Annotated in this window: 22 protein-coding genes; 15 read left to right on the top strand and 7 right to left on the bottom strand. The window is 66.9% G+C overall.

Going from position 1 to position 26,347, the window contains the following annotated elements:
* Positions 1–23 precede the first annotated feature (23 nt).
* From L3V85_RS15935 to L3V85_RS15890, 10 genes are all read left to right on the top strand, one after another.
* Complete coding sequence (locus tag L3V85_RS15935) at positions 24–1,007, top strand: Bug family tripartite tricarboxylate transporter substrate binding protein (protein WP_237680030.1); 984 nt, start codon at positions 24–26, stop codon at positions 1,005–1,007.
* A gap of 7 nt (positions 1,008–1,014) precedes the next feature.
* Positions 1,015–1,998, top strand: coding sequence for a D-2-hydroxyacid dehydrogenase (locus L3V85_RS15930; protein ID WP_237680029.1), 984 nt, complete (start codon positions 1,015–1,017; stop codon positions 1,996–1,998).
* A gap of 229 nt (positions 1,999–2,227) precedes the next feature.
* Positions 2,228–4,747 carry a type VI secretion system Vgr family protein gene (locus tag L3V85_RS15925; protein WP_237680572.1) on the top strand — a complete coding sequence of 840 codons (2,520 nt, stop codon included), beginning with the start codon at positions 2,228–2,230 and terminating at the stop codon, positions 4,745–4,747.
* Positions 4,747–6,609, top strand: coding sequence for an esterase/lipase family protein (locus L3V85_RS15920; RefSeq protein ID WP_237680028.1), 1,863 nt, complete (start codon positions 4,747–4,749; stop codon positions 6,607–6,609). Before L3V85_RS15925 ends, L3V85_RS15920 begins: the two co-directional genes overlap by 1 nt.
* A gap of 24 nt (positions 6,610–6,633) precedes the next feature.
* Positions 6,634–7,590, top strand: a complete 957-nt coding sequence (locus L3V85_RS15915) for a T6SS immunity protein Tli4 family protein (protein WP_237680027.1) — start codon at positions 6,634–6,636, stop codon at positions 7,588–7,590.
* A gap of 68 nt (positions 7,591–7,658) precedes the next feature.
* Positions 7,659–8,606, top strand: a complete 948-nt coding sequence (locus L3V85_RS15910) for a T6SS immunity protein Tli4 family protein (RefSeq protein WP_237680026.1) — start codon at positions 7,659–7,661, stop codon at positions 8,604–8,606.
* A gap of 68 nt (positions 8,607–8,674) precedes the next feature.
* The gene (locus L3V85_RS15905; protein ID WP_237680025.1) at positions 8,675–9,622 is read left to right on the top strand and encodes a T6SS immunity protein Tli4 family protein; all 948 of its coding nucleotides are present in this window, start codon (positions 8,675–8,677) and stop codon (positions 9,620–9,622) included.
* A 79-nt stretch (positions 9,623–9,701) separates the two neighbouring features.
* Positions 9,702–10,667 carry a T6SS immunity protein Tli4 family protein gene (locus L3V85_RS15900; RefSeq protein WP_237680024.1) on the top strand — a complete coding sequence of 322 codons (966 nt, stop codon included), beginning with the start codon at positions 9,702–9,704 and terminating at the stop codon, positions 10,665–10,667.
* A complete protein-coding gene (locus L3V85_RS15895) occupies positions 10,667–10,834 on the top strand; it encodes a hypothetical protein (protein ID WP_237680023.1) in 168 nt (55 codons plus the stop codon). The genes L3V85_RS15900 and L3V85_RS15895 overlap by 1 nt, the downstream gene beginning before the upstream one ends.
* 76 nt (positions 10,835–10,910) lie before the next feature.
* Entirely contained in the window at positions 10,911–13,196 is a 2,286-nt protein-coding gene (locus L3V85_RS15890) for a glycoside hydrolase family 3 N-terminal domain-containing protein (protein ID WP_237680022.1), read from the top strand.
* 21 nt (positions 13,197–13,217) lie between these two features.
* Here the strand turns inward: L3V85_RS15890 and L3V85_RS15885 are convergent, their stop codons facing one another.
* Positions 13,218–13,571 (bottom strand): hypothetical protein, encoded by a 354-nt coding sequence (locus tag L3V85_RS15885; protein WP_237680021.1) that lies wholly within the window; start codon positions 13,569–13,571, stop codon positions 13,218–13,220.
* Between the two features lie 175 nt (positions 13,572–13,746).
* Here L3V85_RS15885 and L3V85_RS15880 point away from each other — a divergent pair, with 175 nt between their 5' ends.
* Together L3V85_RS15880 and L3V85_RS15875 are read left to right on the top strand one after the other, a co-directional pair.
* Positions 13,747–14,040: a hypothetical protein gene (locus L3V85_RS15880; RefSeq protein WP_237680020.1), complete on the top strand. Its 294-nt coding sequence runs from the start codon at positions 13,747–13,749 to the stop codon at positions 14,038–14,040.
* The gene (locus L3V85_RS15875) at positions 14,037–14,387 is read left to right on the top strand and encodes a VOC family protein (protein WP_237680019.1); all 351 of its coding nucleotides are present in this window, start codon (positions 14,037–14,039) and stop codon (positions 14,385–14,387) included. Before L3V85_RS15880 ends, L3V85_RS15875 begins: the two co-directional genes overlap by 4 nt.
* A gap of 21 nt (positions 14,388–14,408) precedes the next feature.
* Here L3V85_RS15875 and L3V85_RS15870 read toward each other — a convergent pair whose 3' ends face one another.
* Positions 14,409–15,707, bottom strand: coding sequence for an aspartate carbamoyltransferase (locus L3V85_RS15870; protein ID WP_237680018.1), 1,299 nt, complete (start codon positions 15,705–15,707; stop codon positions 14,409–14,411).
* Between the two features lie 54 nt (positions 15,708–15,761).
* Positions 15,762–16,766, bottom strand: coding sequence for a LysR family transcriptional regulator (locus tag L3V85_RS15865; protein WP_237680017.1), 1,005 nt, complete (start codon positions 16,764–16,766; stop codon positions 15,762–15,764).
* Positions 16,767–16,868: 102 nt separating this feature from the next.
* On the opposite strand from L3V85_RS15865, the gene L3V85_RS15860 reads away from it, so the two are divergent.
* From L3V85_RS15860 to L3V85_RS15850, 3 genes are read left to right on the top strand one after another with little or no spacing between them, the layout of a single operon-like run.
* Complete coding sequence (locus L3V85_RS15860; protein WP_237680016.1) at positions 16,869–18,098, top strand: pyridoxal phosphate-dependent aminotransferase; 1,230 nt, start codon at positions 16,869–16,871, stop codon at positions 18,096–18,098.
* Positions 18,095–19,081, top strand: coding sequence for a Bug family tripartite tricarboxylate transporter substrate binding protein (locus tag L3V85_RS15855; RefSeq protein WP_237680015.1), 987 nt, complete (start codon positions 18,095–18,097; stop codon positions 19,079–19,081). Before L3V85_RS15860 ends, L3V85_RS15855 begins: the two co-directional genes overlap by 4 nt.
* Before the next feature lie 20 nt (positions 19,082–19,101).
* Positions 19,102–19,806: an RraA family protein gene (locus L3V85_RS15850; protein WP_237680014.1), complete on the top strand. Its 705-nt coding sequence runs from the start codon at positions 19,102–19,104 to the stop codon at positions 19,804–19,806.
* A 76-nt stretch (positions 19,807–19,882) separates the two neighbouring features.
* Here the strand turns inward: L3V85_RS15850 and L3V85_RS15845 are convergent, their stop codons facing one another.
* From L3V85_RS15845 to L3V85_RS15830, 4 genes are all read right to left on the bottom strand, one after another.
* Entirely contained in the window at positions 19,883–20,233 is a 351-nt protein-coding gene (locus L3V85_RS15845; RefSeq protein WP_237680013.1) for an alpha/beta hydrolase, read from the bottom strand.
* A 175-nt stretch (positions 20,234–20,408) separates the two neighbouring features.
* Positions 20,409–21,989: an efflux transporter outer membrane subunit gene (locus tag L3V85_RS15840; protein WP_337250119.1), complete on the bottom strand. Its 1,581-nt coding sequence runs from the start codon at positions 21,987–21,989 to the stop codon at positions 20,409–20,411.
* Between the two features lie 17 nt (positions 21,990–22,006).
* Positions 22,007–25,135: an efflux RND transporter permease subunit gene (locus tag L3V85_RS15835; protein WP_237680012.1), complete on the bottom strand. Its 3,129-nt coding sequence runs from the start codon at positions 25,133–25,135 to the stop codon at positions 22,007–22,009.
* The gene (locus tag L3V85_RS15830) at positions 25,132–26,304 is read right to left on the bottom strand and encodes an efflux RND transporter periplasmic adaptor subunit (RefSeq protein ID WP_237680011.1); all 1,173 of its coding nucleotides are present in this window, start codon (positions 26,302–26,304) and stop codon (positions 25,132–25,134) included. Before L3V85_RS15830 ends, L3V85_RS15835 begins: the two co-directional genes overlap by 4 nt.
* Positions 26,305–26,347: the final 43 nt, after the last annotated feature.

The raw sequence follows: 26,347 nt of genomic DNA, 5'->3' as shown, positions 1-26,347 counted from the left end.
ATCACTCCCACGAGAACAAAACAATGACACGAGACAAGCCTTCCCTCTTCTTCCCGCGCCGCACCTTCTGCGCCGCCGCGCTGCTGGCCGCCGCCGCGTGCGCCACCGCGCAGACGGCCTACCCCAACAAGCCCGTGCGCGTGGTCGTCGCCTTCACAGCCGGCGGCACCACCGACATCCTCGCGCGCGCCGTCACGCAGCACATGTCGGAAAAACTCAGGCAGCCCTTCGTCATCGACAACAAGCCCGGCGGCGGCGGCAACATCGGCACCGAGTTCGTGGTGCGCGCGCCGGCCGACGGCTACACGCTCATCGTCAACTCCGTCGGCCCCATGGCCGTCAACCAGACGCTCTACAAGAGCCTGCCCTACGACCCGCTCGCCGACCTGGTGCCGGTGGTGCAGATCGCCGACGTGCCCAACGTGCTGGTGGTCAACCCCGAAGTACCCGCCAAGACGCTGGAAGAGTTCATCGCCTACGCCAAGGCCAACCCCAACAAGCTGAACTACGGCTCCACCGGCGTCGGCACCTCGTCGCACCTGTCGAGCTACATGCTGAGCAAGCGCGTGGGCGCCGACACGCTGCACGTGCCCTACAAGGGCGCGAACGCGCTCAACGACCTGCTGGCGGGCCGGATGCAGTTCATGTTCGCGACCATTCCATCGGTCATCTCGCACATCAAGGCTGGCAAGCTGCGGGCCATTGCGGTGAGCAGCCCCAAGCGCTCGCGCTCGCTGCCCGACGTGCCCACCGTTGCCGAGAAGGGCTTTCCCGATTTCTCGGCGGGCTCGTGGTTCGGCTTCTTCGCGCCCAAGGGCACGCCGGCAACGGTGGTCGCGCAGCTCAACAAGTCGGTGAACGAGGTGCTACCCTCGCTCGAGGCGCAGATGATCCGCGAGGGCGCCGACCCGGTCGGCGGCACGCCCGAGCAGTTCGGCCGGTTCACGCGCCAGGAGTACGAGAAGTGGAAGACCATCGTCCGCGAATCGGGAGCAACCGCCGAGTGAGCCCCCGATGACCGACACCGCCCCCCTGCGGATCCTGATGTCCGCGCAAGCCGCCGCGCAGACCGCGCCCGGTCTTGCCGCGGCGCTGGGCCGCCGCACGCATGTGATGGTGCAGCCGGGCGACGACGCCGACCTGGCCTTTCTCTCGCGCGACGTCACGGGTCTGTCGACCAAGCACGAGCTGCTGCCGCACACGCAGGCTTTTCACGACGCGCTGCGGCGCGCGCCCTCGCTGCGCTGGGTGCATGCGCATTCCGCGGGCGCCGACCGGCCGGTGTATGGCGAGCTGCGCGCACGCGGCGTGGAAATCACGACCTCGTCGGGCGCCAATGCCGGCGTGGTAGTGCAGACGGCGCTGGCCGGCGTGCTGATGCTGGCGCGGCAGTTTCCGCAGTTGCTGGCCGCGCAGCGCGCGCATGCATGGTCGCCGCTCATCGGCAGCGGCCTGCCACGCGACCTTGCGGGGCAGACCGCCGTCATCGTCGGCTGGGGGCCGATCGGCCAGGGCCTGGGCACATTGCTGGCCGCGCTGGGCCTGCGCATCGTCAGCGTGCGCGGCAGCGAGGCCCCGGCCGCCGCGCCGGCGCACCGAAGCGTGAGCTACGAGCAACTGCACACCGTGCTGCCGCAGGCCGACTGGCTGCTGCTGGCCTGCCCGCTCAGCGAGCGCACGCGCGGCCTCGTCGATGCGAAGGCGCTCGCGACCATGCCTGCAGGTGCGCGAGTGGTGAACGTCGCGCGCGGCGAGGTGGTCGACGAGCCGGCGCTCATCGATGCCCTGCGCGGCGGCGCGCTGGCCGGCGCTTACCTCGACGTGTTCGCGCACGAGCCCCTGTCGGCCGCGTCCCCGCTGTGGGAGTTGCCGAACGTGATCGTCACGCCCCATACCGCCGGCCATTCGGATGGCAACGAAACGCGCGTGGCCGGCATGTTCCTCGACAACCTGGGACGCTGGGTGCGCAACGAGCCGCTGCTGAACCGCGTGGCCTGACGCGGCGCGGCTTTTATTCTTCTCCGCATAAAGGCGGCTGCGCGCGCAACATGCGGCGCGCATTTCTTCACGCATTGGCACTGCTCTTCAAGGGGCGCCAGCCTCCACGGCCTGTTCTCGCGCAAATAATCCTGAATAACTATTTCGATTCGAGCAGTCGAATATTCAGGGGGAATTCTTGTTGTCCAGGTCTGTCCACGCTGGCCGCCGCGTCAGCATTGCCACGCCCATGGGCGAGGCGCTGCAGTTCCATCGGCTGGTCGGGCGCGAGGCGCTGAGCCAGGCGAATGCCTTCGACGTCGAGTTGCTCGGCAACAGCAACACTATCGACGCCAAGGCCCTGCTCGGCAAGGCCGCCACCGTGTCGATGCAGACCGGCCACGGCGGCACGCGGCATCTAGCCGGCATCGTCACGCGCTTCGGCCTTGCGCGCGAGGACGCGCGGCACGCCTTCTACGCCATGCGGCTGCGCCCGTGGTTCTGGCTGGCCACGAAGCGGCACGACTACCGGATCTTCCAGGACCGCGGCGTTCCCGAGATCGTGGCCGAAGTGCTGGAGCGTTACGGCCATCCCTTCGAGCAGAAGCTCTCGCGCAACTACCGCAATTGGACCTACTGCGTGCAGTACGGCGAGAGCGACTTCGATTTCGTCTCGCGCCTGTGCGAGCACGAGGGCATCTACTACTACGTGCGGCACGAAGCCACGCAGCACGTGCTGGTGTTCGCGGACGACATCGCCAATTCGCACAGCCCCCTGCCCGGCGGCGAAACGGTGCGCTATCACCCGCACGAGCAATCCGGCATGACCGGGGGCGAGGAGCCCGCCGAGCGCATCTACGCCTGGGAGACGGGCGAGGAACTGCGCTCCGGCCGCTACGGCAGCGACGACTACGATTTCGAAAAACCCAAGGCCGACCTGAAGAGCCGGCGCCAGATGCCGCCCGGCCACGATCACGACGACCACGAAGTCTTCGAATGGCCCGGCCACTACCTGCTGAACAGCGACGGCGACGCATACGCGCAGACCCGCAACGAAGAACTGCTCAGCGCGCGCAACCAAGCCCATGGCCGCTCCAACCTGCGCTCGCTGGCGCCGGGCCACACGCTGCGGCTGGCGGGCCATCCGTGCGAGGCGCAGAACCGGCAATACCTGCTGCTGGGCGTCGCCTATCACCTGCAGGAGAACCTGCGGGCAACCGAAGGCACGGGCGACACGTCCGGCGGCTCCATCCAGCGCTTTGCCTTCGATGCGCAGCCCACCAGCATGGCCTGGCGCGCGCCGCGCACCACGCCCAAGCCGCGCACCGGCGGGCCGCAGACCGCCGTGGTGGTCGGGCCGGCAGGCCACGAAATCTGGACCGACCAGCACGGCCGCATCAAGGTGCGGTTCCGCTGGGACCGGCTGGGGCGCGCAGACGAAAACGCCTCGTGCTGGCTGCGCGTATCGCACGGCTGGGCCGGCGGCCACTTCGGCACGGCGGCGCTGCCTCGCATAGGACAGGAGGTGGTCGTCGACTTTCTGGACGGCGACCCCGACCACCCCATCGTCGTCGGCCGCTTCCACAACGCCGACGCCATGCCCGCATGGCAGCTGCCCCGCGAAACCCACCTGACAAGCATGCGCAGCCGCGAGCTGGGCGGCAGCCTGCGCGGCAACCACCTGGTGCTGGACGACAGCGCGGGCAAGGTGCAGGCCCAGCTCAAGAGCGACCACCAATGCAGCAGCCTGAGCCTTGGGCACATCGGCCGCATCGAAGACACCGCGGGCCGCAAGGACGACCGCGGCCAGGGCTTCGAGCTGCGCACCGACGGCCATGGCGTGCTGCGTGCCGCGCAGGGATTGCTGGTCAGCACCGAGCCCAGGCCGAACGCGCGGGCACACGTCACCGACATGGGCGAGACCGTCGCGCGGCTCACGCAGGCACGCGAACTGCACGAGGGCATGTGCCGGATGGCGCTCGATGCCGGAGCCCACCAAAGCGGCGACCAGGACGAAGTCGCCAAGGCGCTCAAGCAACAGAACGACGCGATCAGAGGCGCCAATGACGGCGGCAACGGCGGTGCGCCGGGCCGCGAGTTTCCCGAGTTCAGCCAGCCGCATTTGACCCTGGCCAGCCCTTCGGGCATCCAGACCACCGCGCAGGGCTCCAGCCATTTCATGAGCGCCGGGCACAACGCGCTCACCAGCGGCGGCCACACCAGCATCGCCGCGGCCAAAAGCTTCCTGGTCTCGGCCAGGAACGCGGTGCGCCTGTTCGCCTACAAGGCCGGCATGAAGCTGGTGGCCGCGCAAGCGGACATCGACGTCGTCGCGCTGAAGAACGGCATCAACATCCTCGCCAAGCTGAACATCCGGCAGGAAGCCAACCGCATCACCATCACCGCAGTGGAGGAAGTCGTCATCAACGGCGGCTCCAGCTACACCTGCTGGAATGCGTCGGGCATCGTGCACGGCACCCGCGGCCTGTGGCGCGAGCATGCGGCAAGGCACAGCAACATGGGCCCCGACAGCCGCACGCCCGAGAAGATGAACCATGACGTGCAGACCCGCTTCGACCAGGAGGTGCTGTTCCATCACATCGACGAGGAGAACACGCTTGCGGCGAGGCAGGTGTTCGAGCTTCTGCGCAACGGCGAGCCCGGCGGCCAGGAAGGCGACGAGATCACGAATACCGCCGGCACCACTCAGCAACAGCGCTCGGATGGACCGGAGGTCTACAAGATCAAGTGGCGAGGGAGGGCCGAGTGATGGCGGTGCAGGGAGAAGAAGAGGACATCTGGCTGGACTTCAGCCTGGGCATGGACAACTTTGCCGAAGTCACTGCCGTCACAACACCGGTCAGCGACAAGCGAAAGATCCGCGTGCGCGTGCCCCCGGGCAAGCTCATTCCCATCGTGTTCCTGCCCGGCATCATGGGCAGCAACCTGCGCCTGACCCGGGAGCGGCAGGAACTGCTCAAGCGCACCGACAACCTCGCGTGGGGGCCCGACAAGAAAGGAGACGCCTTTACCCGGCGCACCGCGAGCGCCGCGGCCCGGCAGATGCGCCTGGACCCCGACGCCGTGGAAGTGGACATCTACGAGGCCACGGGCGAAAAACTCGAAGGAAAGAAAACCAGCCGCTTCGACGCCACCGGCAACACAACCATCAGCTCCGACCAGCGCCACGACAACGTGCCGCATGACCTGGGCGATGTCAGCAAGCTGCTGGTGACCGACCCGAAGGCCGACCCGAACCACCCGCTTGCGCAGAATCGGCAGAGCTTCACCGCCGCGCAGAAGGCCCGCGCGCGCGGCTGGAGCGAAGTGATGTTCGAGGCCTACGGCGGCATCCTCCAGCTGATGGAGCGCCAGCTCAACGACATCCTGCGCCGCGAAAAAAACAAGTACGTCGTCTCGCCGGCCTGGCTCGACAAGGACAACCCGGAAGCGCTGGTGGGCCGGGCGCCGTCGAGCTTCGGCGTCCACCACGACGCGCAGCCGCTGAGCGAGGACGACCTGCGCAAGATCGGCGAATGCTGGTATCCGGTGCATGCCTTCGGCTACAACTGGCTCAAGAGCAACGGCCAGGAGGCCAAGTCGCTGGCGGAGAAGATCGAGCGGCTCATCGACACCTACAACCACAACGGCTTCGACTGCCCGGGCGTGATCCTCGTGACCCACAGCATGGGCGGCATCCTCGCGCGGGCGTTGATGCATGCGGAATACGGCGGCATCCGGCACCGGATCCTGGGCGTGGTGCACGGGGTGATGCCCACCACCGGCGCGGCGGCGGCGTACAAGCGCATGCGCGCGGGCTTCGAGGGCAGCAACAAGCCCTGGTGGCACCTGCAGGCGCAGGTGGTGGGCAGCATCACGCAGAGCGTGCTGGGCGACAACGGCGAGGAAGTGACCGCCGTGCTGGCCAATGCGCAGGGCGGTCTCGAGTTGCTGCCCGCGGCGGCGTACGGCACGCAGTGGCTGCAGGTGCAGGACGACAACGGCAAGTTCCTGGCGAAGCTGCCGCAGGGCGATGCGGTGAGCGAGATCTATACGCTGGATCGGGACAAGTGGTGGCGGTTGATCAATCCGGATTGGATCGATCCGGCGAAGCAGGCCGAGAAGCCGAAGGAAGAAGGTGGCAAGCCGAATGACCAGATCGGTCCGGACGCGACCACTAGGCGCATCAAGCTGGCGATGGATTTCGCCAATGCCATCGAGAACACCTTCCATCAACGTACCTACGCGCACTACGGTAGCGACCCGCGGCAGCCGGCCTGGAACGACCTCGTGTGGCGCGTCGTTGACGGCGATCCGGTCATCGCGGGCGACCCGCTGACGTGGACGCTCATGCCCGGGCACAAAGGCGACAACGGCGAGGGCACCTTGCGAGTGAAGGGTGACGGCGGGGAGGTACTCAAGCTGAAGCTACAGCCACCTATGACACCCAGCGACGGCACGGTGCCTGTGGAGCGCAGCGCCGCCAAGGTGCGCGCCAAGGTCAAGTGCGTGCAAACAGGCTACGACCACCAGGGCAGCTATGGCGACGCCAACGCCAGTGCGGCCACGCTCTACGGCATCGTTCGCATCGCAGCAGACTTCGATTCGGCGTGGTGGGCGGAGAAGTACTGAAACCCGACAAAGAAAGATCCCAGGATGAACCGACGCATTGAGAAACTGTTCGAGCACACAAAGCTGCTGTGCTTCGGCCGCTATGTGCTGACTGCCCCCATGGAATCGAGGTTGGCGTTCGGGCGCGACTTCCCGACATTGCCCAACCAAGCCAACGACATCGAGAAGGTAATGGAGAACAAGCGCGCAAAGATTTTGGCGGGTCACAAGACTGCCGAAGTTACCTACTTCGGCAAAGGACCAGCTCCGGAAACGTGGTTGATACGTTCCTTCGGGGACAAATTCGCAAAAGAGCTTGAGCTGGAAAGCTTCGAGCTTTACTACGTCGTAGGCCCGCACATCTTCGTAGGCGGGAACGCCACGGCCAAGAGCTACAACGTGACGGCCGATTCGATCCTCGCGAACGCAATCGAGACCGCCAGGAATCTGCGCACACGAGAACCCGACGAAGTGCCCATCGATCAAGGCCTGTGCCACCAGTACGGCTTCAAGCGGCTCGACGGCTCCAAGGGCAACGTCTTCACCCAGGCCGGCCTGCACATCGCCGCCCTGCCCGACGTAGTGTTCAGTGTCCAGAGCAACCAGACCCAGAGCACCACGGGAAGCAACGGCTACGGCCTTCTCAAGCTCATCAACGACCGCAAGCGCGAGGCAGGCAGCAACTACCCGCAGCTGACAACGCTGCGCGAGGGAAAAAAGAAAGTCCACGGCTGGGACGGCGAGGAATCGCTGGTGCGCATGGCCGACGGCTCGCATGACTTCGAGTGGATGTTTATCGGCGAGAACGGCGGCAGCGTTGCGCGCCCCGGCAACCTAGACGTGACCATGTTCAGCAAGGTCGCCTCCGACCGCGTGGGCGCGGCCGAAGCCTCCTCGCTCAACGACGAAGAGGCCATCGCGCTATGGGACAAGCTGCTCGAAGGCTTCAAGTTTCGCGTGGCCGTTCCCGGTGCGCCCGCCGAGGCCGTGGCGATCAAGTGAAGGAGCAGAGAGATGAGTTTCAGGACGCAGCGGCTGCTCGGAGAATCGATGACGGCGGCACTTCAAGCATGAGCCGACGCATCGAGAAACTGTTCGAGCACACCAAGCTGCTGTGCTTCGGCCGCTATGTGCTGACTGCACCCGTGGAATCGAGGCTGGCATTCGGGCGAGACTTCCCGACGTTGCCGAACCGAGCCAACGACATCGAGAAAGTAATGGCCGCCGCCCGAGCTGAAATACTCGAGGCAGACAAGACCGCCGAGATCACTTATTACGGCAAGGGGCCGGCGCCGAGCCTTTGGCTGATTCGCTCCTTCAAGAGCGTATCTGCGAAGAAATACGACTTGGAGAGTTTCCAGACCTTTTACGTGGTCGGGCCCCACATCTTCCTTGGCGGAAGCGCGACAGATGGCGGCTTCACCGCTGAGTCGATTCTTCGAGATGCGGCGGAGACCGCCAGAAACCTGCGCCTGCGCATGCCCGATGACGTTCCACCCGATCAGGGCCTGTGCCATAAATATGGATTCACCCGGGTCGATGGCTCTCAAGGTGCGGCGTTCTCTCAAGCAGGCCTGCATATGGCCGCCCTGCCCGACGTAGTTTTCAGCGTCCAAAGTAACCAGAGCCAGAGCACCAAAGGCAGCAATGGCTACGGCTTGCTCAAGCTCATCAACGACCGCAAGCGCGAGGCAGGCAGCAACTACCCAAAGCTGACGACGCTGCGCGAGGGAAAGAAGAAAGTCCACGGTTGGGACGGCGAGGAATCGCTGGTGCGCATGGCCGATGGCTCGCACGACTTCGAGTGGATGTTCGTCGGCGAATCCGGCAACGTCGCGCGCCCTGGCAACCTCGACGTGACCATGTTCAGCAAGGTCGCCTCCGACCGCGTGGGCGCGGCCGAGGCCTCCTCGCTCAACGACGAAGAGGCCATCGCGCTGTGGGACAAGCTGCTCGAAGGCTTCAAGTTTCGCGTGGCCGTTCCCGGTGCGCCCGCCGAGGCCGTGGCGCTCAGGTGAAGGAACAGAGAGATGAGTTTCGGGACGCAGCGGCCGCTCGGCGAATCGATGACGGCGGCACTTCAAACATGAGCCGACGCATCGAGAAACTTTTCGAGCACACCAAGCTGCTGTGCTTCGGGCGCTATGTGCTGACTGCACCCGTGGAATCGAGGCTGGCATTCGGGCGCGACTTCCCAACGCTGCCGAACCGGGCCAATGACATCGAGAAAGTGATGGAGGCAGAACGCGCGAAGATTCTGACGGGCCACAAGACCGCCGAAATTACCTACTTCGGCAGAGGTCCAACTGCGAATGTCTGGCTGATTCGGTCTTACGAAGACAAGTTCGCAAGAGAGTTGGAGTTGGAGGGCTTCCGTATCTACTACTTCGTCGGACCTCATATTTTCGTGACCGCCCGGGGCACGGACAACGGTGCGACCGCGGAATCGATTCTTGGAGACACGGTCGAGCTTGCGAGAAACCTGCGCGTCCGCTCCGCCGATGAAGTGCCCGCAGAACCAGGCCTGTGCCATCAATACGGCTTCACCCGCATCGACGGTGCCAAAGGTAGTGCCTTCTCGCAAGCGGGCTTGCACATCGCCGCCCTGCCCGACGTGGTGTTCAGCGTCCAGAGCAACCAGAACCAGAGCACCACAGGCAGCAACGGCTATAGCCTGCTCAAGCTCATCAACGACCGCAAGCGCGAGGCAGGCAGCAACTACCCGAAGCTGACGACGCTGCGCGAGGGAAAGAAGAAGGTCCACGGTTGGGACGGCGAGGAATCGCTGGTGCGGATGGCCGACGGCTCGCACGACTTCGAGTGGATGTTCATCGGCGAGTCCGGCAATGTCGCTCGCCCCGGCAACCTCGATGTGACCATGTTCAGCAAGGTCGCCTCCGACCACGTGGGCGCGGCTGCTGCCTCCTCGCTCAACGACGAGGAAGCCATTGCACTGTGGGACAAGCTGCTCGAAGGCTTCAAGTTCCGAGTGGCCGTTCCGGGTGCACCCGCCGAGGCCGTGGCGCTCAAGTGAAGGAGCCAAGAGATGAGCTTCAGGACGCAGGGCCAGCGAACGCTCTGCTCGGCGAATCGATGAAGACGGCACTTCAAGCATGAGCCGACGCATCGAGAAACTTTTCGAGCACACCAAGCTGCTGTGCTTCGGACGCTATGTACTGACCGCTCCAATCGCCTCACGCCTGGAATTCGGTCGTGACTTTCCGACGCTGCCGGATCAGGCCGACGACATCGAGAAGGTGATGGCTGCCGAGCGGGCAAAGATTCTGAAGGGCCACAAGACCGCCGAAATCACCTATTTCGGCAAGGGCCCAGTTGCAAATACCTGGCTGATCCGCTCCTACGGGGACAAGTTCGCGAAAGAACTGGAACTGGAGGGCTTCCGCATCTATTACATCGTTGGCCCGCACATCTTCATGGAGGGGACCGCCACCGCCAAGAGCCAGAACATGACCGTGGAACGGATCTTCAAGGACATCGTGGAGACCGCAAGTAACCTGCGCCTTCGCTCGCCCGACGAAGTCCCCAGAGATCAGGGCCTGTGCCATGAATACGGCTTTACCCGGGTCGATGGCTCTCAAGGTGCGGCGTTCTCTCAAGCAGGCCTGCATATGGCCGCCCTGCCCGACGTAGTTTTCAGCGTCCAAAGTAACCAGAGCCAGAGCACCAAAGGCAGCAATGGCTACGGCTTGCTCAAGCTCATCAACGACCGCAAGCGCGAGGCCGGCAGCAACTACCCAAAGCTGACGACGCTGCGCGAGGGAAAGAAGAAGGTCCACGGTTGGGACGGCGAGGAATCGCTGGTACGGATGGCCGACGGCTCGCACGACTTCGAGTGGATGTTCATCGGCGAGTCCGGCAACGTCGCGCGCCCTGGCAACCTCGACGTGACCATGTTCAGCAAGGTCGCCTCCGACCGCGTGGGCGCGGCCGAGGCCTCCTCGCTCAACGACGAAGAGGCCATCGCGCTGTGGGACAAGCTGCTCGAAGGCCTCAAGTTCCGCGTGGCCGTGCCGGGCGCACCGCCTGAAGCAATAGCAATACAACCAGGAAAAAGATGATGAAACGAACGCTCACGACCGAATTGGCCCGCCGCCGAGCCTTGAAAACCTTGGGGGTGGCAGTCACGCTGCCACTTTCCTTCCAGCCATCCGTGCAGGCCGCGCAAATGCTGTCGCAGCCCCTTGCCAACCGGCTCTGGCGGCCCGTGGATAGCCCGCGTTCCTGAGCCTCTTCGCAGGTAACGACCTGCATCAAGACCCACCATGCCGGGGCGGCTACCGTTATCTGCAGAATAGGCGCCCATGCACGTTCGATTTCCGCGCCCCGCGGCGCTCGCCCTCGCCCCCGCCTGCGCCTTTCTTCTCTCCCTCGCGCTTTCTCTCCCCTCCGCGTCGGCCGCCCCTGACGCGGCGGATGCCGACGCCCGCATCGAGGCCCTCATCGCCCGCATGACGCCGCAGGAAAAGGCGGGCCAGCTCAGCCTCTACGGCCCGGCCGACATCGACACGCCCAACAACCCGCAAGCCGGCTGGCGCAATGCGCAGCAGGAAACGGCCGACGTGCGCGCCGGCCGCCTCACCGGCCTCTTCAACAACGCCGGGCTCGAAGGCAAGCGGCGGCTGCAGCAGATCGCGGTGAAGGAGTCGCGGCTGGGCATTCCCCTGATCTTCGGCGCGGACGTGATCCACGGCTTTCGCACGATGTTCCCGATGCCGCTGGCCGAGGCCTCGAGCTGGGAGCCTGCACTGGCCGAACGCACCGCGCGCGCCGCGGCGGTCGAGGCCACGGCGGACGGCTTTCGCTGGACCTTCGCGCCGATGGTCGACATCGCACGCGACGCTCGCTGGGGCCGCGGCCTGGAGGGCGCCGGCGAAGACGTGCTGCTGTCGAAACGCTTCGCCGCCGCGCGCGTGCGCGGCTTCCAGGGCGCCGACCTGTCGCGCCCCGACGCCATGCTGGCCACGCCCAAGCACTTCGCGGCCTACGGCGCCGCCGAGGGCGGGGTCGACTACAACGTGAGCGACATCTCGGAGCGCACCCTGCGCGAGGTCTACCTGCCGCCGTTCCGCGCGGCCATCGACGCGGGCGCGCTGTCGGTCATGAGCGCCTTCAACGAGATCGGCGGCATTCCCTCCACCGCCAACGGCGACCTGCTGACCGGCGTGCTGCGCGACGAATGGAAGTTCAAGGGCTTCGTGGTCTCCGACTACACGGCCGACGAGGAACTGGTGGAGCACGGCTACGCCGCGAACCCGCGAGAGGCCGCAAAGCAGGCCTTCCTGGCCGGCACCGACGTCAGCATGCAGAGTGGCCTGTACATGCGCTACCTGCCCGACCTCGTGGCCTCGGGCGAAGTGCCGATGGCACGGCTCGACGAGGCGGTGCGCCGCGTGCTGCACGTCAAGCAGAAGCTGGGCCTGTTCGACGACCCGATGCACGGCCTCGACGGGCCGCCCGCGTCGCAACGCGCGGAGAACCCCGAGTTCATCGCGCTGGCCCGCGAGTCCGCGCGCCGCTCCATCGTGATGCTGAAGAACGAGCGCATGCTGCTGCCGCTGCCCAAGGCCGGCACGAAGATCGCGCTGATCGGCCCCTTCGCCGAAGGCACTGTCGACCTGATGGGCGCCTGGAGCCTGTTCCCGGGGCAGTCGGCACCCGTGGGCATCGACCAGGGGCTGCGCGCGGCGCTGGGCGCCAACTCGTCGGTCACCGTGGTGCGCGGCTCGGGCATCGGCGCGTCGCTGCCCGGCGGCATCGACGCCGCCGTGGCTGCCGCGCGCGATGCCGACGTGGTGGTGCTGGCCATCGGCGAAAGCGAAAAGATGTCGGGAGAGGCACGTTCGCGCAGCGACATCGGCCTGCCGCAGGCGCAACAAGACCTGGCCGAAGCCGTGGCCGCCACCGGCAAGCCCGTGGTCGTGCTGCTGAGCAACGGCCGCGCGATGGCGCTGAAGGGCGCGGTGCGCAATGCACGCGCCATCCTCGTCACCTGGTTCCTCGGCGTGCAAACGGGCAATGCCATCGCCGACGTGCTGTTCGGCGACTTCAACCCTTCGGGCCGGCTGCCCGTGAGCTTTCCGCAGACCGCGGGCCAGGCGCCCTACTACTACGCCCACAAGCGCACCGGCCGCCCTTCACCCGAAAGCGCGCCCGGCATGTCCTTCAAGGCCCGCTACCTCGACGCGACGCACGAGGCGCTCTACCCCTTCGGCTTCGGCATCGGCTATGCGCCGGTGCGCTACGACAGCGTGGAACTGAGCCAGGACCGTATCGCCATGTCGGACACGCTGCGCGTGCGCGCCACCGTCACCAACACCGGGCAACGCGACGCGGAAGAAGTGGTGCAGCTCTACGTGGCCCAGCGCGCGGCCAGCGTGACGAGGCCGGTGCGCGAGCTCAAGGACTTTCGCAAGCTGAGCATCGCGCCCGGCGCGTCGGTACAGGTCGAGTTCACGCTCACCAAAGACGACCTGCAGTTCATCGGCCGGGACATGAAGCCCACGGTCGAGCCCGGCGAGTTCGACCTGTGGGTGGCGCCTTCGGCTGCCGAGGGCATCCGCAAGCGCTTCGTTCTCACGCGCGACTGAAGGCGGTCGCGCGCGGATTCGTCATTCGCCGGATGCGCTCGAAGTGTTCGGCAGGTTCGCCGACGCCACCGGCGGTGCCACCTGCGACTCCATGATCTCCGTCGGATGGATGCCGGTGTTGGCGCGGATCGCGGCGGCCTGCACCTGTGCGCGGTCCAGGCCGTTCACGGCCGGCGCGGGCTGCGATTCGAGGACCTCGGTGGCGTGGATGCCGTTGTTGGCGCGCACCGCATCCGCTGACACCGCATCGCGCGACTGGGTCGAGTGCGACATCTGCGGATAGTCGGGATCGGCGCGCCCGCTCGCATGCGCGAACGAGGCCAGCACCAGCGCGGGCACAGCGGCGATGCACAGGGTGACGGTACGGACTCTCATGCTTGTCTCCTTGAGTAGTGGTAGTGACGCTATTCACTCTAGGACGGCGTACTTATCGGCCTGTGAGAGGCTGCTTATGCAACGGTGAGAGTTGGCTTAGAGGGCCGTGAGAGTTCGGTTAGCAGCGTGTGAGGGCCGTATATTCGCGGCTCCCAGGCCGCCGCCCAAAGCACCCATGCACGCCACCGCCCTGCCCATAGACCACCACCTGGACCTCGTGTCCGACACCGAGATCGGCAGCTACTGCTTTCTCTCGACCGGCCACGTGACCGCGACATTGGGACAAGGGAACGGCCCCATCTGCGCACCCGTGTTCGACTACCGCGTGCGTTCCGACGGCAGCGTCGAAGTCATCGACTCCAGCGGACGGATCGAACTATGGCGCGGCCTTCGCGTCGATGGCGATCTGCTGCATGTGGAGCGCGATGGCAAGCCTTGCACCTTCACCATCAGAAAGCCCACCCCATGAAAGTCAATCGCATCGTCGCCAACATCGCCACGCCCGCTCCAGCGCGCGCCGCCGTCTTCTACAAGGACGTGCTCGGCCTCGACCTGCTCATGGACCACGGCTGGATACAGACCTACGGCGCGCAAGCGGAAATGACGGTGCAACTGAGCTTCGCGTCGGAAGGCGGCTCGGGCACGCCGGTGCCCGATCTCTCCATCGAGGTGGACGATGTGAACGAAGCCTTCGAGCGCATGAAGGCCGCGGGCTTCGCCATCGAGTACGGCCCGGTCGACGAGCCTTGGGGCGTGCGCCGCTTCTACGTGCGCGACCCGTTCGGCAAGCTCGTCAACATCCTCGCGCACGCCTGAGCGGGGCCGCGCGGGGCGCGCTCAGTCGAGCCCGTGGAACACGCTGTCGTCCGGCCCGATGTGGGACGGCGGCGTCCACGCGGCGTCGCGCATGGAACGGCTCACCAGCTTGTCCACGCCCAGCAGCGTGGCGAAGATCGCCATGCGCACCGGAATGCCGTTGTCGGTCTGGCGGAAGATGGCCAGGCGCGGGTCGTTGTTCAGGTCGGTGCTGAGGTCGTGCGAGCCGGGCCGGCCGTCGCGCGGCAGCGGGTGCATCACCACCACGTCCTGCTTGCAGGCCGACTCGATCAGCGCCTGGTTGATCTCGAAGGCGTTGTCGAAACCTTCCAGCACTTCGTCGTTCGCGAATCGCTCTTTCTGGATGCGCGTGGCGTAGATGATGTCGGCGCCGGCCAGCCCCAGTGCGGGCGTGGCCGCGGTTTCGACCACGTGGCCGTTGCGGCTCACGGCCTCCACGATGGCCGCCGGCATCGCGAGCGAAGGCGGCGAGATCAGCGTGAACTTCAGCCCCTTGTACAGCGCCAGCAGCTTGATGAGCGAATGCACGGTGCGGCCGTACTTCAGGTCGCCGACCATCGCGATGTGCGCGCCGTCGACCAGCTTGCCCAGCCGCGAGAACTCGCGCTGGATGGTGTACAGGTCGAGCAGCGCCTGGCTCGGGTGCTCGCCCGGGCCGTCGCCGCCGTTGATGACCGGCACGTTGGTGGCGCGCGCGAACTCGGCGACCGAGCCCTGCTCGGGGTGGCGCACCACCATCGCGTCGACATAGCCGCCGATGACGCGGCTGGTGTCGTAGATCGACTCGCCCTTGGCCATCGACGAGAAGGTGAAGCCGGTGGTGTCGCACACCGAGCCGCCGAGCCGGCAGAACGCGGCGCCGAAGCTCACGCGGGTGCGGGTGCTGGCCTCGAAGAACAGGTTGGCCAGCACGGCGCCTTCGAGCACGCGGCTCACCTTGCGCCGGCGCGCGATGGGCTGCATGACATCCGCGAGCTGGAACAGTTCGTCGATGGCGTCGCGGTTGAGCTGGTTGACCGACAGCAGGTGATGCGCGCCGCCCGTGGCCATCGCCTTGCGCAAGGCACCTTCATGTGCGCTTTGCGTATATTCTCCGCGCAGACCATCGGAAGCCAGGATTTCGCTCACGAAACGCCGCGCAACGTCGGGCATGGCCCGGAATTCATTGGACTCGTCGGGCAGCAGCCAGGCGTCCAGCGCCCGCCTGCGGCTGCCGATGCGCTCGGCAAAGGCGTCGCGCGTCATGTTGAGCTGGCGCATCGCGTCGCGCAGCAGCACCTGTTGTGGCATGTTGTTCATGGGGCGCGAATATATACTCAATGCGTATATTTTTGAAGAGCCGAAAAGAAAAACTTATCTCCTGCTCTTCCTGGCCGGCTTCTTCGCGGCCTGGCGAATCGCGCGCTGCCGCAGGGTCGCGCCTGAACCACGCGGCGGGCGCGGCGGCGCCACGTCGTGCTGGCTGGCCCGCAAGGTGAAGTCGCAGGTCTTCACCGCCAGTTCGACGATGCGCGCCAGCGCGGGGCTGGCGTTGTCGCGCCGGTAGACCGCGCTGTAGACCAGCGGCGGCGGCATGGGGTCGGTCCGCACGATGCGCAGCAGGCCGCTCTTGATGTCGGGGCGCACATAGTCGAGCGCCTGCTGGCTGATGCCGAAGCCGCTGATCGTCAGCTCGCGCAGCACCGTCGTGCTGTTGGTCAGCATGACCTTGCCGAAGCGAAAGCCGTGCTCCGCGCGCCAGGCTTCATAGAACCGATTCTTCGAGGCGCCGGCGGGCTGCTCGATCACCGGGTAGTCGGCAAACTCGTGCGGCTTCAGCGCCCGGTTGGGAACGCCCAGGCGCGGACTCGCGATCCAGGCCTGGTCGACCTGCCCCACCTTGATCGACTCGAAGGCCTGCCCCCAGAAGATGCCCGGCATGATGGACAGGTCGAGCTTGTTGGCCTCCAGCCGCTCGAAGAGCGTGAGCCCCGCGTCGACCACCGGCTCGAGCGTTACCTCGGGATGCAGCTTCTGCAGCAGCTGTATGAGGCTGGTGAGCCAGGTCATGGCGATCAGCTCCGTCACGCCCACGCGGAAGGTGCCGCGCAGTGTCTTGTCGACGCTGATGTCGTGCTGGATGCGCTGCCAGAGCCGCTGCGCCTCTTCCGCGAGCGACAGCAGCTCGCGGCCGGCCTGCGCCAGTTCGAGCCCGTGCGAGGTGCGATGCAGCAAGGGGCCGCCCAGCGATTCCTCCAGCTCCGCCAGCCGCTTGGAGATGGCCGACTGCGTGGTGTGCAGCTTCACCGCCGCGGCGCTGAAGCTCTGGAGCTTGGCGCTGAAGAGAAAGGCCTCCAGCTGCTTGAAGGTGAAGTTCATGGCTGCGGAATGTACGCCCCCGGCCCGCCAGGAAAAAAAGGAATACCGCGCCGCTCCGATTTCTCGTTTGTTCCGCGGCGCGGCGACTTTGATACTGCGTGCATGCTTCACATCGCACCACGCCTGAACCGAATCAAACCGTCGCCCAGTTCCATGGCCGGACAGAGAGCGCGCGAGCTGCGCGCGATGGGCCGGGACATCCTCGGCCTGACCGCCGGAGAGCCCGACTTCGAGACGCCCATGCACATCAAGGACGCGGCCATCCGCGCCATGATGGCCGGCCAGACCCGCTACACCGACGTGGGCGGCACGCCGCAACTCAAGGAGGCCATCGCGGCCAAGCTGCTGAAAGAGAACGGGCTGGCCTACACGCCGGGCGAGATCATCGTCGGCACCGGCGCCAAGCAGGTGATCTTCAACGCGCTGATGTGCACCGTCGCCGCGGGCGACGAAGTCATCGTGCCGGCGCCCTACTGGGTGTCGTACCCGGACATCGCTCTCTTGGCCGGCGGCGTGCCGGTGTTCGTCGATTGCCCGGCCGCGGCAGGCTTCAAGCTGCAGCCCGCGGACCTGGAGCGCGCCATCACCGGCAAGACGCGCTGGCTGATGCTCAACTCGCCGAACAACCCGAGCGGCGCGACCTACACACGTACCGAGCTGCTTGCACTGGCCGAGGTGCTCCGGCGCCATCCCCATGTCTGGGTGCTGACCGACGACATCTACGAGCACCTCATCTATGGCGACATCGAGTTCGCGACCATGGCCCAGGTAGCGCCCGACCTCAAGGAGCGCACGCTGACGGTGAACGGCGTTTCCAAGGCCTACGCAATGACGGGCTGGCGCATCGGCTACGGCGCCGGGCCCGCGGCGCTGATCAAGGCAATGGTCAAGCTCCAGTCGCAAAGCACCTCCGGACCCAACTCCGTCGCCCAGGCGGCGGCCGTGGCGGCGCTCACCGGCCCGCAAGACACGATTGCCACGAACCGACGCGAATACCAGGCGCGGCGCGACACGGTGGTCGCGGCGCTCAATGCCATCGACGGCATCCGTTGCGATGTGCCCGATGGCGCCTTCTACGTCTTCGCGTCGTGCAGCGCACTGTTCGGGCTTCGCACGCACAAGGGCGGCGTGATCGAGACCAGCGACGACTGGGTGATGCACCTGCTCGATTCGCAGGACCTCGCCGCATTGCAAGGCAGCGCCTACGGCGTGCCGACGCATTTCCGCCTCTCCTTTGCCGCCAGCACCGAGCAACTGCTGGAGGGCTGCCGCCGCATCGCGCGGGCGCGCGGCGAACTCTCGGGCCAAGCCATCCACAAGGAACCGCAATGAAACTCCGCCCTCTTCTCAAGCTGCTGCCCGCCATCGCCGCGGGTGCTGCGTTGCTCGGTGCCACGCAGACATGGGCCGCCGATGCCTTTCCGACGAAGCCCGTGAAGATCCTCGTCGGGTTTTCGCCCGGCGGCTCCAACGACGTGGTGGCACGGCTGATCGCGCCCAAGCTGGCCGAGGGGCTCGGGCAGCAGGTGCTGGTCGAGAACCGCCCCGGCGCGGGCGGCAACATCGCGGCGTCGGCCATGCTCGGCGCGCCTGCTGACGGGCACACGCTGCTGATGTGCACCACGGGCACCCTGTCGATCCAGCCGCACATCCTCAAGAGCATGCCCTTCGACCCCGAGAAGGACATCGTGCCGGTCACGCAGGTGGTCAACGCGCCCTACATGCTGCTGGTGAACGCGACGCTGCCGGTGAAGAACGTCAAGGAACTCGTGGCCTATGCCAAGCAGAAGCCGGGCGAGATCAACTTCGCTTCCTCAGGCACGGGCACCGGCGGACACCTTGCCGGCGAGATGCTCAAGAGCCGCGCGGGCATCGACATCGTGCACGTGGCCTACAAGGGCACCGGGCAGGCCATGACGGACCTGATCGCGGGCCAGGTCTCGATGATCTTCGACCAGCCGGTGAGCTCGATGCAGTACGCCCGCGCGGGCAAGCTGCGCGCCCTGGCGGTGGCCAGCCCGCGCCGGCTGGCGGCCTTTCCGGACATTCCGACCGTGACCGAAGCCGGCGTGCCGGACTTCGACCCCGTCACCTGGGCCGGCATCTGCGCGGCGAAGAACACGCCGCCCGCGGTGGTCGCGCGCATCCAGCGCGAAGTGGCCAAGGTGCTGGCCATGCCCGACATCGCCAAGCGGCTCGCCGCCGACGGCCTGGAGCCGGTGGGCAGCACGCCCGAGCAGTTCCGCGCCTTCCTGGCGGCCGACAAGCGCAAGTGGGGCCGCGTGGTGAAGGACGCCGACGTCAAGGCCGAATGAGAAAGAAGAAAGAACACACGATGAACCAGCTTCCAGACATCGTTCGCGACTTCGAGCGCGTTTCCTCCGACCTGGTGCGACAGGCTTCCGCGTACCAGCCGGCCATTCTTGCCGACGTCAACGGCCGCCGGGGCGCCCTGCATGGCCGCGTGCAGGCCCTGCGCCATCGCATGACGCTGGCGGGCAGCGCGCTCACGGTGGAAGTGCGGCCGGGCGACAACCTGATGATCCACGCCGCCATCGCGCTCGCAAAACCGGGCGACGTGCTGGTGATCGACGGCAAGGGCGACCAGAGCGCAGCCCTCATGGGCACGATCATGATGAACGCCTGCCGTCAGGTCGGCATTGCCGGCGTGGTGATCGACGGCGCGGTGCGCGACAGCGCGGAGATCGACGAGATGGACTTTCCGGTCTTCTCGGTCGGCACCAATCCGAACGGTCCGACGAAGCTGGCTTCGGGGCGCATCGGGCATCCGGTGTCTGTTGGCGGCGTGGCCGTTCGACCCGGCGACTTGGTCGTCGCCGATGCCGACGGCGTGGTCGTCATCGAGCGGGAGAAGGTAGAGACGCTTCTGCCGGCCGCCAAGAAGAAGGTCGAGGACGAAGCCGCGCGCATCGAAGCCATCAAGAAAGGCGACACGGCGGCCAAGTGGCTGGACTCCGCCCTGCGCAATGCGGGCGTGCTCAAGGAAAACGAAAAGCTCGTGCAGACGCAAGAGCCGTGAGCCTGCGACATGAACGGACATGAAGAAAGGGCCTTCAAGGCCCTTCTTCATTCCTGCTCATGCAGCAGCCTGATGCTTACAGGCCAGCCTGGCGCGTGAACGACACGCTGGGCTTCTTGTAGGCTTGCGGCACTTCGTCGCGGTAGAAAGCGCGGCGGTCGAGGCTTTGCAGCGGGTCGTGCGCCTTGGCGACGGCTTCGGCCTGCACGCTCGCACGGTTGGCGGTCGAGGTGAAGGCTTGTGCACCGGCGCTGGCGGCATCGCTGTACTCGTTGCCAGCACGTGCGGCGGCAACGGCTTGCGGTGCCACTTCGGCGCGGGACACCGACGAGTTCACGACGTGCACGCCGTCGTAGGTTTCAGCTTGCGCACCGGCAACGGCCAGGAGCGAGAGAGCGGCAACGGCGAGGATCTTCGAGGCATTCATTTCAAACTCCTTCAATGGGTTGTGTTGATGGAATGAAGTGTGATCCTCCAAGGCCCCAAAAAACCGCTGCAAAAGGAACCGCGGCGTTCACGAGATTGAAACAATCAAGCCCTTGAAAAGCCGCCGGTCAAGAGGGGATGCCCCGAATTTGCAGGGCTGCAGTAGTCTTTTCTCTTCACTCGCCCGGCGATGCCTGCGCCACGCGGTTCCACCAGCCGCCACCCAGCGCCTGGAACAGCGCCGCGGTGTCGCCCAGTCGCGCGGCCTGCGCCTGTGCCAGCGCCATCGTGGCCTGATGATGGTTCTGCTGCGCGGTCAGCAGCGCCAGCCGGTCGACATAACCCTTGCTCAACTGGCGGCCGATCAGCTCCATCGACGTGCGCGAGGTGCGCTCGAGTTCGACCGCCGCGCGCAGTGCCCGCGCATCGGAGTGGATCGCCTGCAGCGTGTCCGCCACGTTCTGGAAGGCGGTGATGGCGGTGGCGCGGTACTGCGCCTGCGCCTGCTTCAGCGCCTCTTCGGCGGCGCGCTGGCGGCTCTTGAGCACGCCGGCGTCGAAGAGCGGCTGCGCGATGTTGCCGGTGAGGCTGAAGAAGCGGCCCGAGTTCAGGAACATCTGGCTGAACTGGCTGGCGGCGCCGCCCCAGGTCGCGTCGATCGAGAACTGCGGCAACCTTGCAGCGATCGCCACGCCGACCTGTGCGCTCGCGGCATGCACCTGCTCTTCGGCCGCGCGCACGTCGGGGCGTTGCGCCACCACCTGCGAAGGCAGGCTCAGCGGCAGCGACTCGGGCAGTTGCAGCGATGCCAGGTCGAAGGTCTGCGGCAGTTCCACGTCTTGCACGCCGCCGGTCAGCGCGCGCAGCAGGTTGCGGTTCTGCTCGAACTGCTTCTCGAGCGGCGGCAGCAGCTGGCTGGCCTGTGCCAGCGCGTTCTCCTGCAGCGCCAGGTCGAGCCGCGACGCATAGCCGGCCTTCAGCTGCCGGTTGAGCAGCGCGACCGACTGGGTGTTGAGCTCGACGATCTCGCGCGTGCTGGCGATCTGCTGGCGCAGCAGCGCCTCCTGTATGGCCGCGGCCGCCACGTTGGCCGCGAGCGTGAGGTAGGTCGCCTCCAGCTGCAGTTGCTGGTAGGTGGCCTGCGCTTCCAGTGCCTCGACCTGCCGCCGGTTGCCGCCGAACACGTCGGGCGTGTAGCCCACCGTCAGTTGCGCCGTGTGGAAGTTGTAGATGACGGGCGCGTTGAAGGGTGCCGTGCCGCCCTCTTGCGCCGACGGATTGGCCGTGGTGCTGATCACCGTGCCGTTGCCCTGCACGCCCGGCGAATTGCCGCCCAGGTTGCCCGCGATCTTGGTGCGTGCCGGCGAATAGCTCGCCTGCACCGTGGGATAGAAAAAGCCCCGCTGCGCGCGCACGTTCTCCTGCGCGATGCGCAGCGCCGCCTGCGCCGACTCCACGGTCGGGTTGGCGGCGAAGGCTTTCTCGATCACCGCGTCGAGCGCCTTCGACTGGAACAGCTTCCACCATTCGGCCTGGATGTCCTGCGTGCGCACGAAGCGCTGCGCGCCGCCGGCGGCCACGGGCGCCGAAGCCGTCACCTCGGGCAGAGGCTTGGGCGAGAAGCCTTCGGAGGCCGCGAGCGCCGGCCTCGCATAGTCGGGCCCGACGGCGCAGCCGCCCAGCCACACGGCGCATGCCAGCGCCACCGCGGTCCGCAGGCCTCGTGCCATCGGGCGGTTCATCGTTCGTGTTCGCATGGTGTGTTCGTTCGGGCTCATGCGGGCACAGGCTCCGCGGCCTCTTCCGTCTCGTCGTAGAAATTGCCGAACATGCCGATGGCCAGCGGCAGTACCAGCAGCGTGAACAGCGTGCCGCTGACGATGCCGCCGACGATCACGCAGGCAAAGGGCCGCTGCGTCTCGCTGCCGATGCCGTGCGACAGGGCCGCGGGCAGCAGGCCCAGGCCCGCCATCAGCGCGGTCATCAGGATCGGCCGCAGCCGCACCGCCGCGCCTTCGACGATGGCGCGCGCCACCGCCGAGCCGTCGCGCACGCGCTGCGTCACTTCCTCGACCAGGATCACGCCGTTCTGCACCGAGATGCCCGCCACCGCGATGAAGCCCACCGCCGCCGACACCGACAGGTGCAGGTCCGCCAGCGCCAGCGCGGCCAGGCCGCCCACCAGCGTGAACGGGATCATGCCCAGCACCAGCCCCGCGAGCCGCACCGAGCGAAAGGCCCAGAACAGCAGCGAGAAGATCAGCAGCGCCGTCAGCGGCACGATCACCATCAGCCGCTTGGCCGCGCGCTGCGAGTTCTCGAACTGGCCGCCCCAGGTGAGCTCGTAGCCCGGCGGCAGCTTGACCTGCTCGGCCACCGTGCGCTGCGCCTCTTCGACGAAGCTGCCCTGGTCGCGTCCCAGCAGATTCACTTTGACGATCACCATGCGCGAGCCCGATTCGCGGAAGATGCGCGACGCGCCCTGCTTCACCTCGATGGTCGCCACGTCGCCGAGCGCGATGGTGCCCGGCCCGTTGCCGCTCTGCGTGCCCGGCACCGCCAGCTGCAGCCCCGCGATGGCGTCCACGCTGTTGCGGTGCCTGTCGCCCACGCGCACCACCACGTCGAAGCGCTTGTCGGCGTCGTAGAAGCCGGTGACCGACGTGCCCGACATCGCCTGGTTGACCAGCGTGTTCACGTCGTTGATGGCCATGCCGTAGCGCGCGAGCCGCGCGCGGTCGGGCGTGATCACCACTTCGGTCTGGCCGCCGATGCGGGTCGCGTCCACGTCGGTCGCGCCGCGGATGCCCTTGATGACCGACGCCACCTCGGCGCCCTTGTCGTCGAGGATGTCCAGGTTGTTGCCGATGATCTTGGCCACGATCTCGCCGCGAAAGCCCGACAGCGCCTCTTCCACGTTGTCCTGGATCACCTGCGAGAAGTTCGCGCTGATGCCCGGGATTCCGTCGAGCTGCGCCGACATGCTCGCCACCAGGTCTTCCTTCGAGGCAAAGCGCCACTGCTCGCGCGGCTTCAGGTCGACCAGGATCTCCAGGTTGTTCGGGCCCTTGGGGTCGGAGCCGTCGTCGGGCCGCCCGACCTGCGCGATCACGCGCGCCACCTCGGGGTAAGCCAGCAGCTTGGCGCGCACCACGTGCTCGACCTCTTTCGTGGTCTCCAGCGCGGCCGAGGTGGGCAGCGTCACGGTCAGCCAGATGTTGCCTTCGTCCAGCTTGGGCAGGAACTCGCTGCCCAGGCGCGGCGCCAGCAGCAGCGCCAGCGCCACCGGCACGGCCGACAGCAGCAGCGTGACGCGGCCGCGCCGCATGGTGAACATCACCAGCTTGCGATAGCGCATCTGCAGCCAGTCGAGCCAGGGCTTGTGCTTTTCGGCCAGCGTGCCGCGCTGCAGCGCATACGACAGCAGCGTGGGCAGCAGCGTGAAGGTCAGCAGCACCGCGCCCAGCAGCGCGAAGCTCAGCGTGAGCGCCACCGGCGTGAAGATCTTTCCTTCGACGCGCTGGAAAGTGAAGATCGGCACGAAGGCCAGGATGATGATGGCCTTGGAGAACAGCACCGGGTGCGCCAGGTCGCTCAGCGTGCGGTGCAGCACGCCCATGCGCTGGTGCCGCGCCTCGGGCGAGGCTATGTCGCCCACGCTCTTGGCGGCCAGCCGCACCATCAGCGCCTCGACGATGACCACCGCGCTGTCGATGATGATGCCGAAGTCCACCGCGCCCAGCGAAATGAGGTTGGCCGACACGCCGCGCGCGTTCATCAGGATGAACGCGAACAGCAGCGCCAGCGGGATCACCGTGGCCACGATCAGCGCCGCGCGCCAGCTCGAGAGAAACACGATCAGCACCGCGATGACCAGCAGCGCGCCCACCACCAGGTTTTCCGCCACCGTGGACACCGTGTGGCGGACCAGCTCGGTGCGGTCGTACACCGGCACGATGCGCACGCCCGGCGGCAGCTTGGCCTGCAGCTGGCCGATGCGTTGCTTCAGCTCGGCGTTGATCTTGGCCGGGTTGCCGCCCTTGGTCATGGAAACGATGCCCTCGACCACGCTGTCGCGCGCATCGACCGCCACGATGCCGAAGCGCGGCCGTTCGCCCGCGCGCACCTCGGCCACGTCGGCCACGGTGATGGCACGGCCCTGGCGCGACGCGATCACCACGCTGCGGATGTCCGCCAGGCTCGCGAACAGGCCTGCCGAGCGCACGACCAGCGAAGCGTCGCCCTGGCGCATCAGGCCGCCGCCGGCACTGCCGTTGCCATTGCCGATGGCCTGGTTGAGCTGGTCGAGCGTGACCTGGTACTTGCGCAGCGCCAGCGGATCGACCTCGACCTGGTATTCGGTGATGGCGCCGCCGAAGCTCACCACGTCGGCCACGCCCGGCGTCATGCGCAGGAAGGGGCGCACCGTCCAGTCCTGCAGCGTGCGCAGTTGCGCATCCGTCAGGCCGCCGCCCTCGATGGTGTAGCGGTACACCTCGCCCACCGCGGTGGAGAGCGGCGCCAGCTGCGGCTGCACGCCCGTGGGCAGCGTCACGGTCGAGAGTTTTTCAGTGACCTGCTGGCGCGCGAAGTAGTCGTCGGTGCCGTCGGCAAAAGTGAGCGTGACGATCGACAGGCCCGTCATCGTGACCGAGCGCACGTTCGACAGCTTGGGAATGCCCGACACCTCGCGCTCGATGGGCAGCGTGACGGTGCGCTCCATGTCTTCCGGCGCCTGCCCCGGCAATTGGGAAATGACGCGCACCTGCACGTCCTGCACGTCGGGAAAGGCCTCGATCGGCAGGTTGGACAGCGCATAAGCGCCGAAGCCCACCAGCGCGGCGACGAGCACCATCACGAACACTCGCTGCGTGAGCGAGAAGGCGATGAGCCGGTCGATCACGACTTGTCACCCGCGCGCGCGGTGAGTTCGGCGTCCAGCAGCAGCGCGCCCTTCACGACCACCAGTTCGCTGCCCTTGAGCCCTTCGCCCACGTAGCTGGCGTCGCCGCCCTGCGTGAGCAGCGCGACCTTGCGGCGATGGAATTCGCCCGGCGCCTCCTGCACGAACAGGTAGGCGTACACGCCGTGGTTGACGATGGCGCTGTTGGGCACGCGCACGCCCTGCCCTTCGGCCTGCAGCACGCTGGCGCGCACGAACATCTCGGGCAGCAGCTCGGTGCGCGGGTTCGCGAGCACCGCGCGCGCGGTGGCACGACGAGTGTTGACGTCGACCACCTGGCCCAGCTGCACGATCCTGGCGCTGAACTGCTGGCCGGGAAAGGCGTCGCTTTCCACGCTCACGTCGCTCTTGAGGCGCACGCGGCCCAGCAGCTTCTCGGGCAGGTCGATCATGAGCCAGAGCCGCTTCGGATCGGTCACCACGAAGAGCGGCGCGGCCATGCCGGGGCTGACTTCCAGCGCGGGCGTGGCGGTGCGGTCGGTCACCACGCCGTCGATGGGGCTGGTCAGCTTCACGCGCTGGCCGCTGATGGCCAGGCCGCGCGGATTGAGGTTCTTCAGGCGCTGGCCGGCGCGCAGTGTCTCGGCGCGGGCCTGGGCAAGGTCGGACTGCAGCGACTCCCACTCCTTCACCGGAATCGCGTCGCCGGAAACCAGGTCTTTCGCGCGCTCGACGGCCAGGCGCTTGCGCTCTTCATCGGCACGGGCCTTGTCGAGGTCGGCGGCGGCGGTGCCGAAGTCGGGCGAGTCGATCTCGGCCAGCACCTGCCCGGCCTTCACCGTGTCGCCCGGCGCAACCTTGATGTCGACGATGCGCCCCGACACCCCCACGCCGATGCGCGCGGTCACGTCCTCGTCGTAGGTGACGCGGGCGCTCAGCACGTCGGCCAGCGGCACGCGCGAGGGCAGAATGGCCCGCGCCTGGATCATCGTCAGCTGCGCCGCACCCTCCGGGTAGCGCAGGGTCTCGGCGCCCAGCTGGGTGGCCGGCTGCGGCGGGCGTTCGGTGCCGGCGCGCGACTCCGTCGGGCTTCGGGCCCAGAGGAACCATGCCGCGCAAGAGACGATGAAAAACCCCGACAAGGCCGGCACGGTCCATTTTTTATTCATGCGGATTCCAGGCGCCGCGACAGAGACGGCGCCGTTAAACTGA

This window comes from Variovorax paradoxus, from assembly GCF_022009635.1.
Taxonomy (GTDB): Bacteria; Pseudomonadota; Gammaproteobacteria; order Burkholderiales; family Burkholderiaceae_C; genus Variovorax.
The sequence above is the reverse complement of the archived record's forward strand: the minus strand, read 5'-3'. Positions and strand labels throughout refer to the sequence as shown.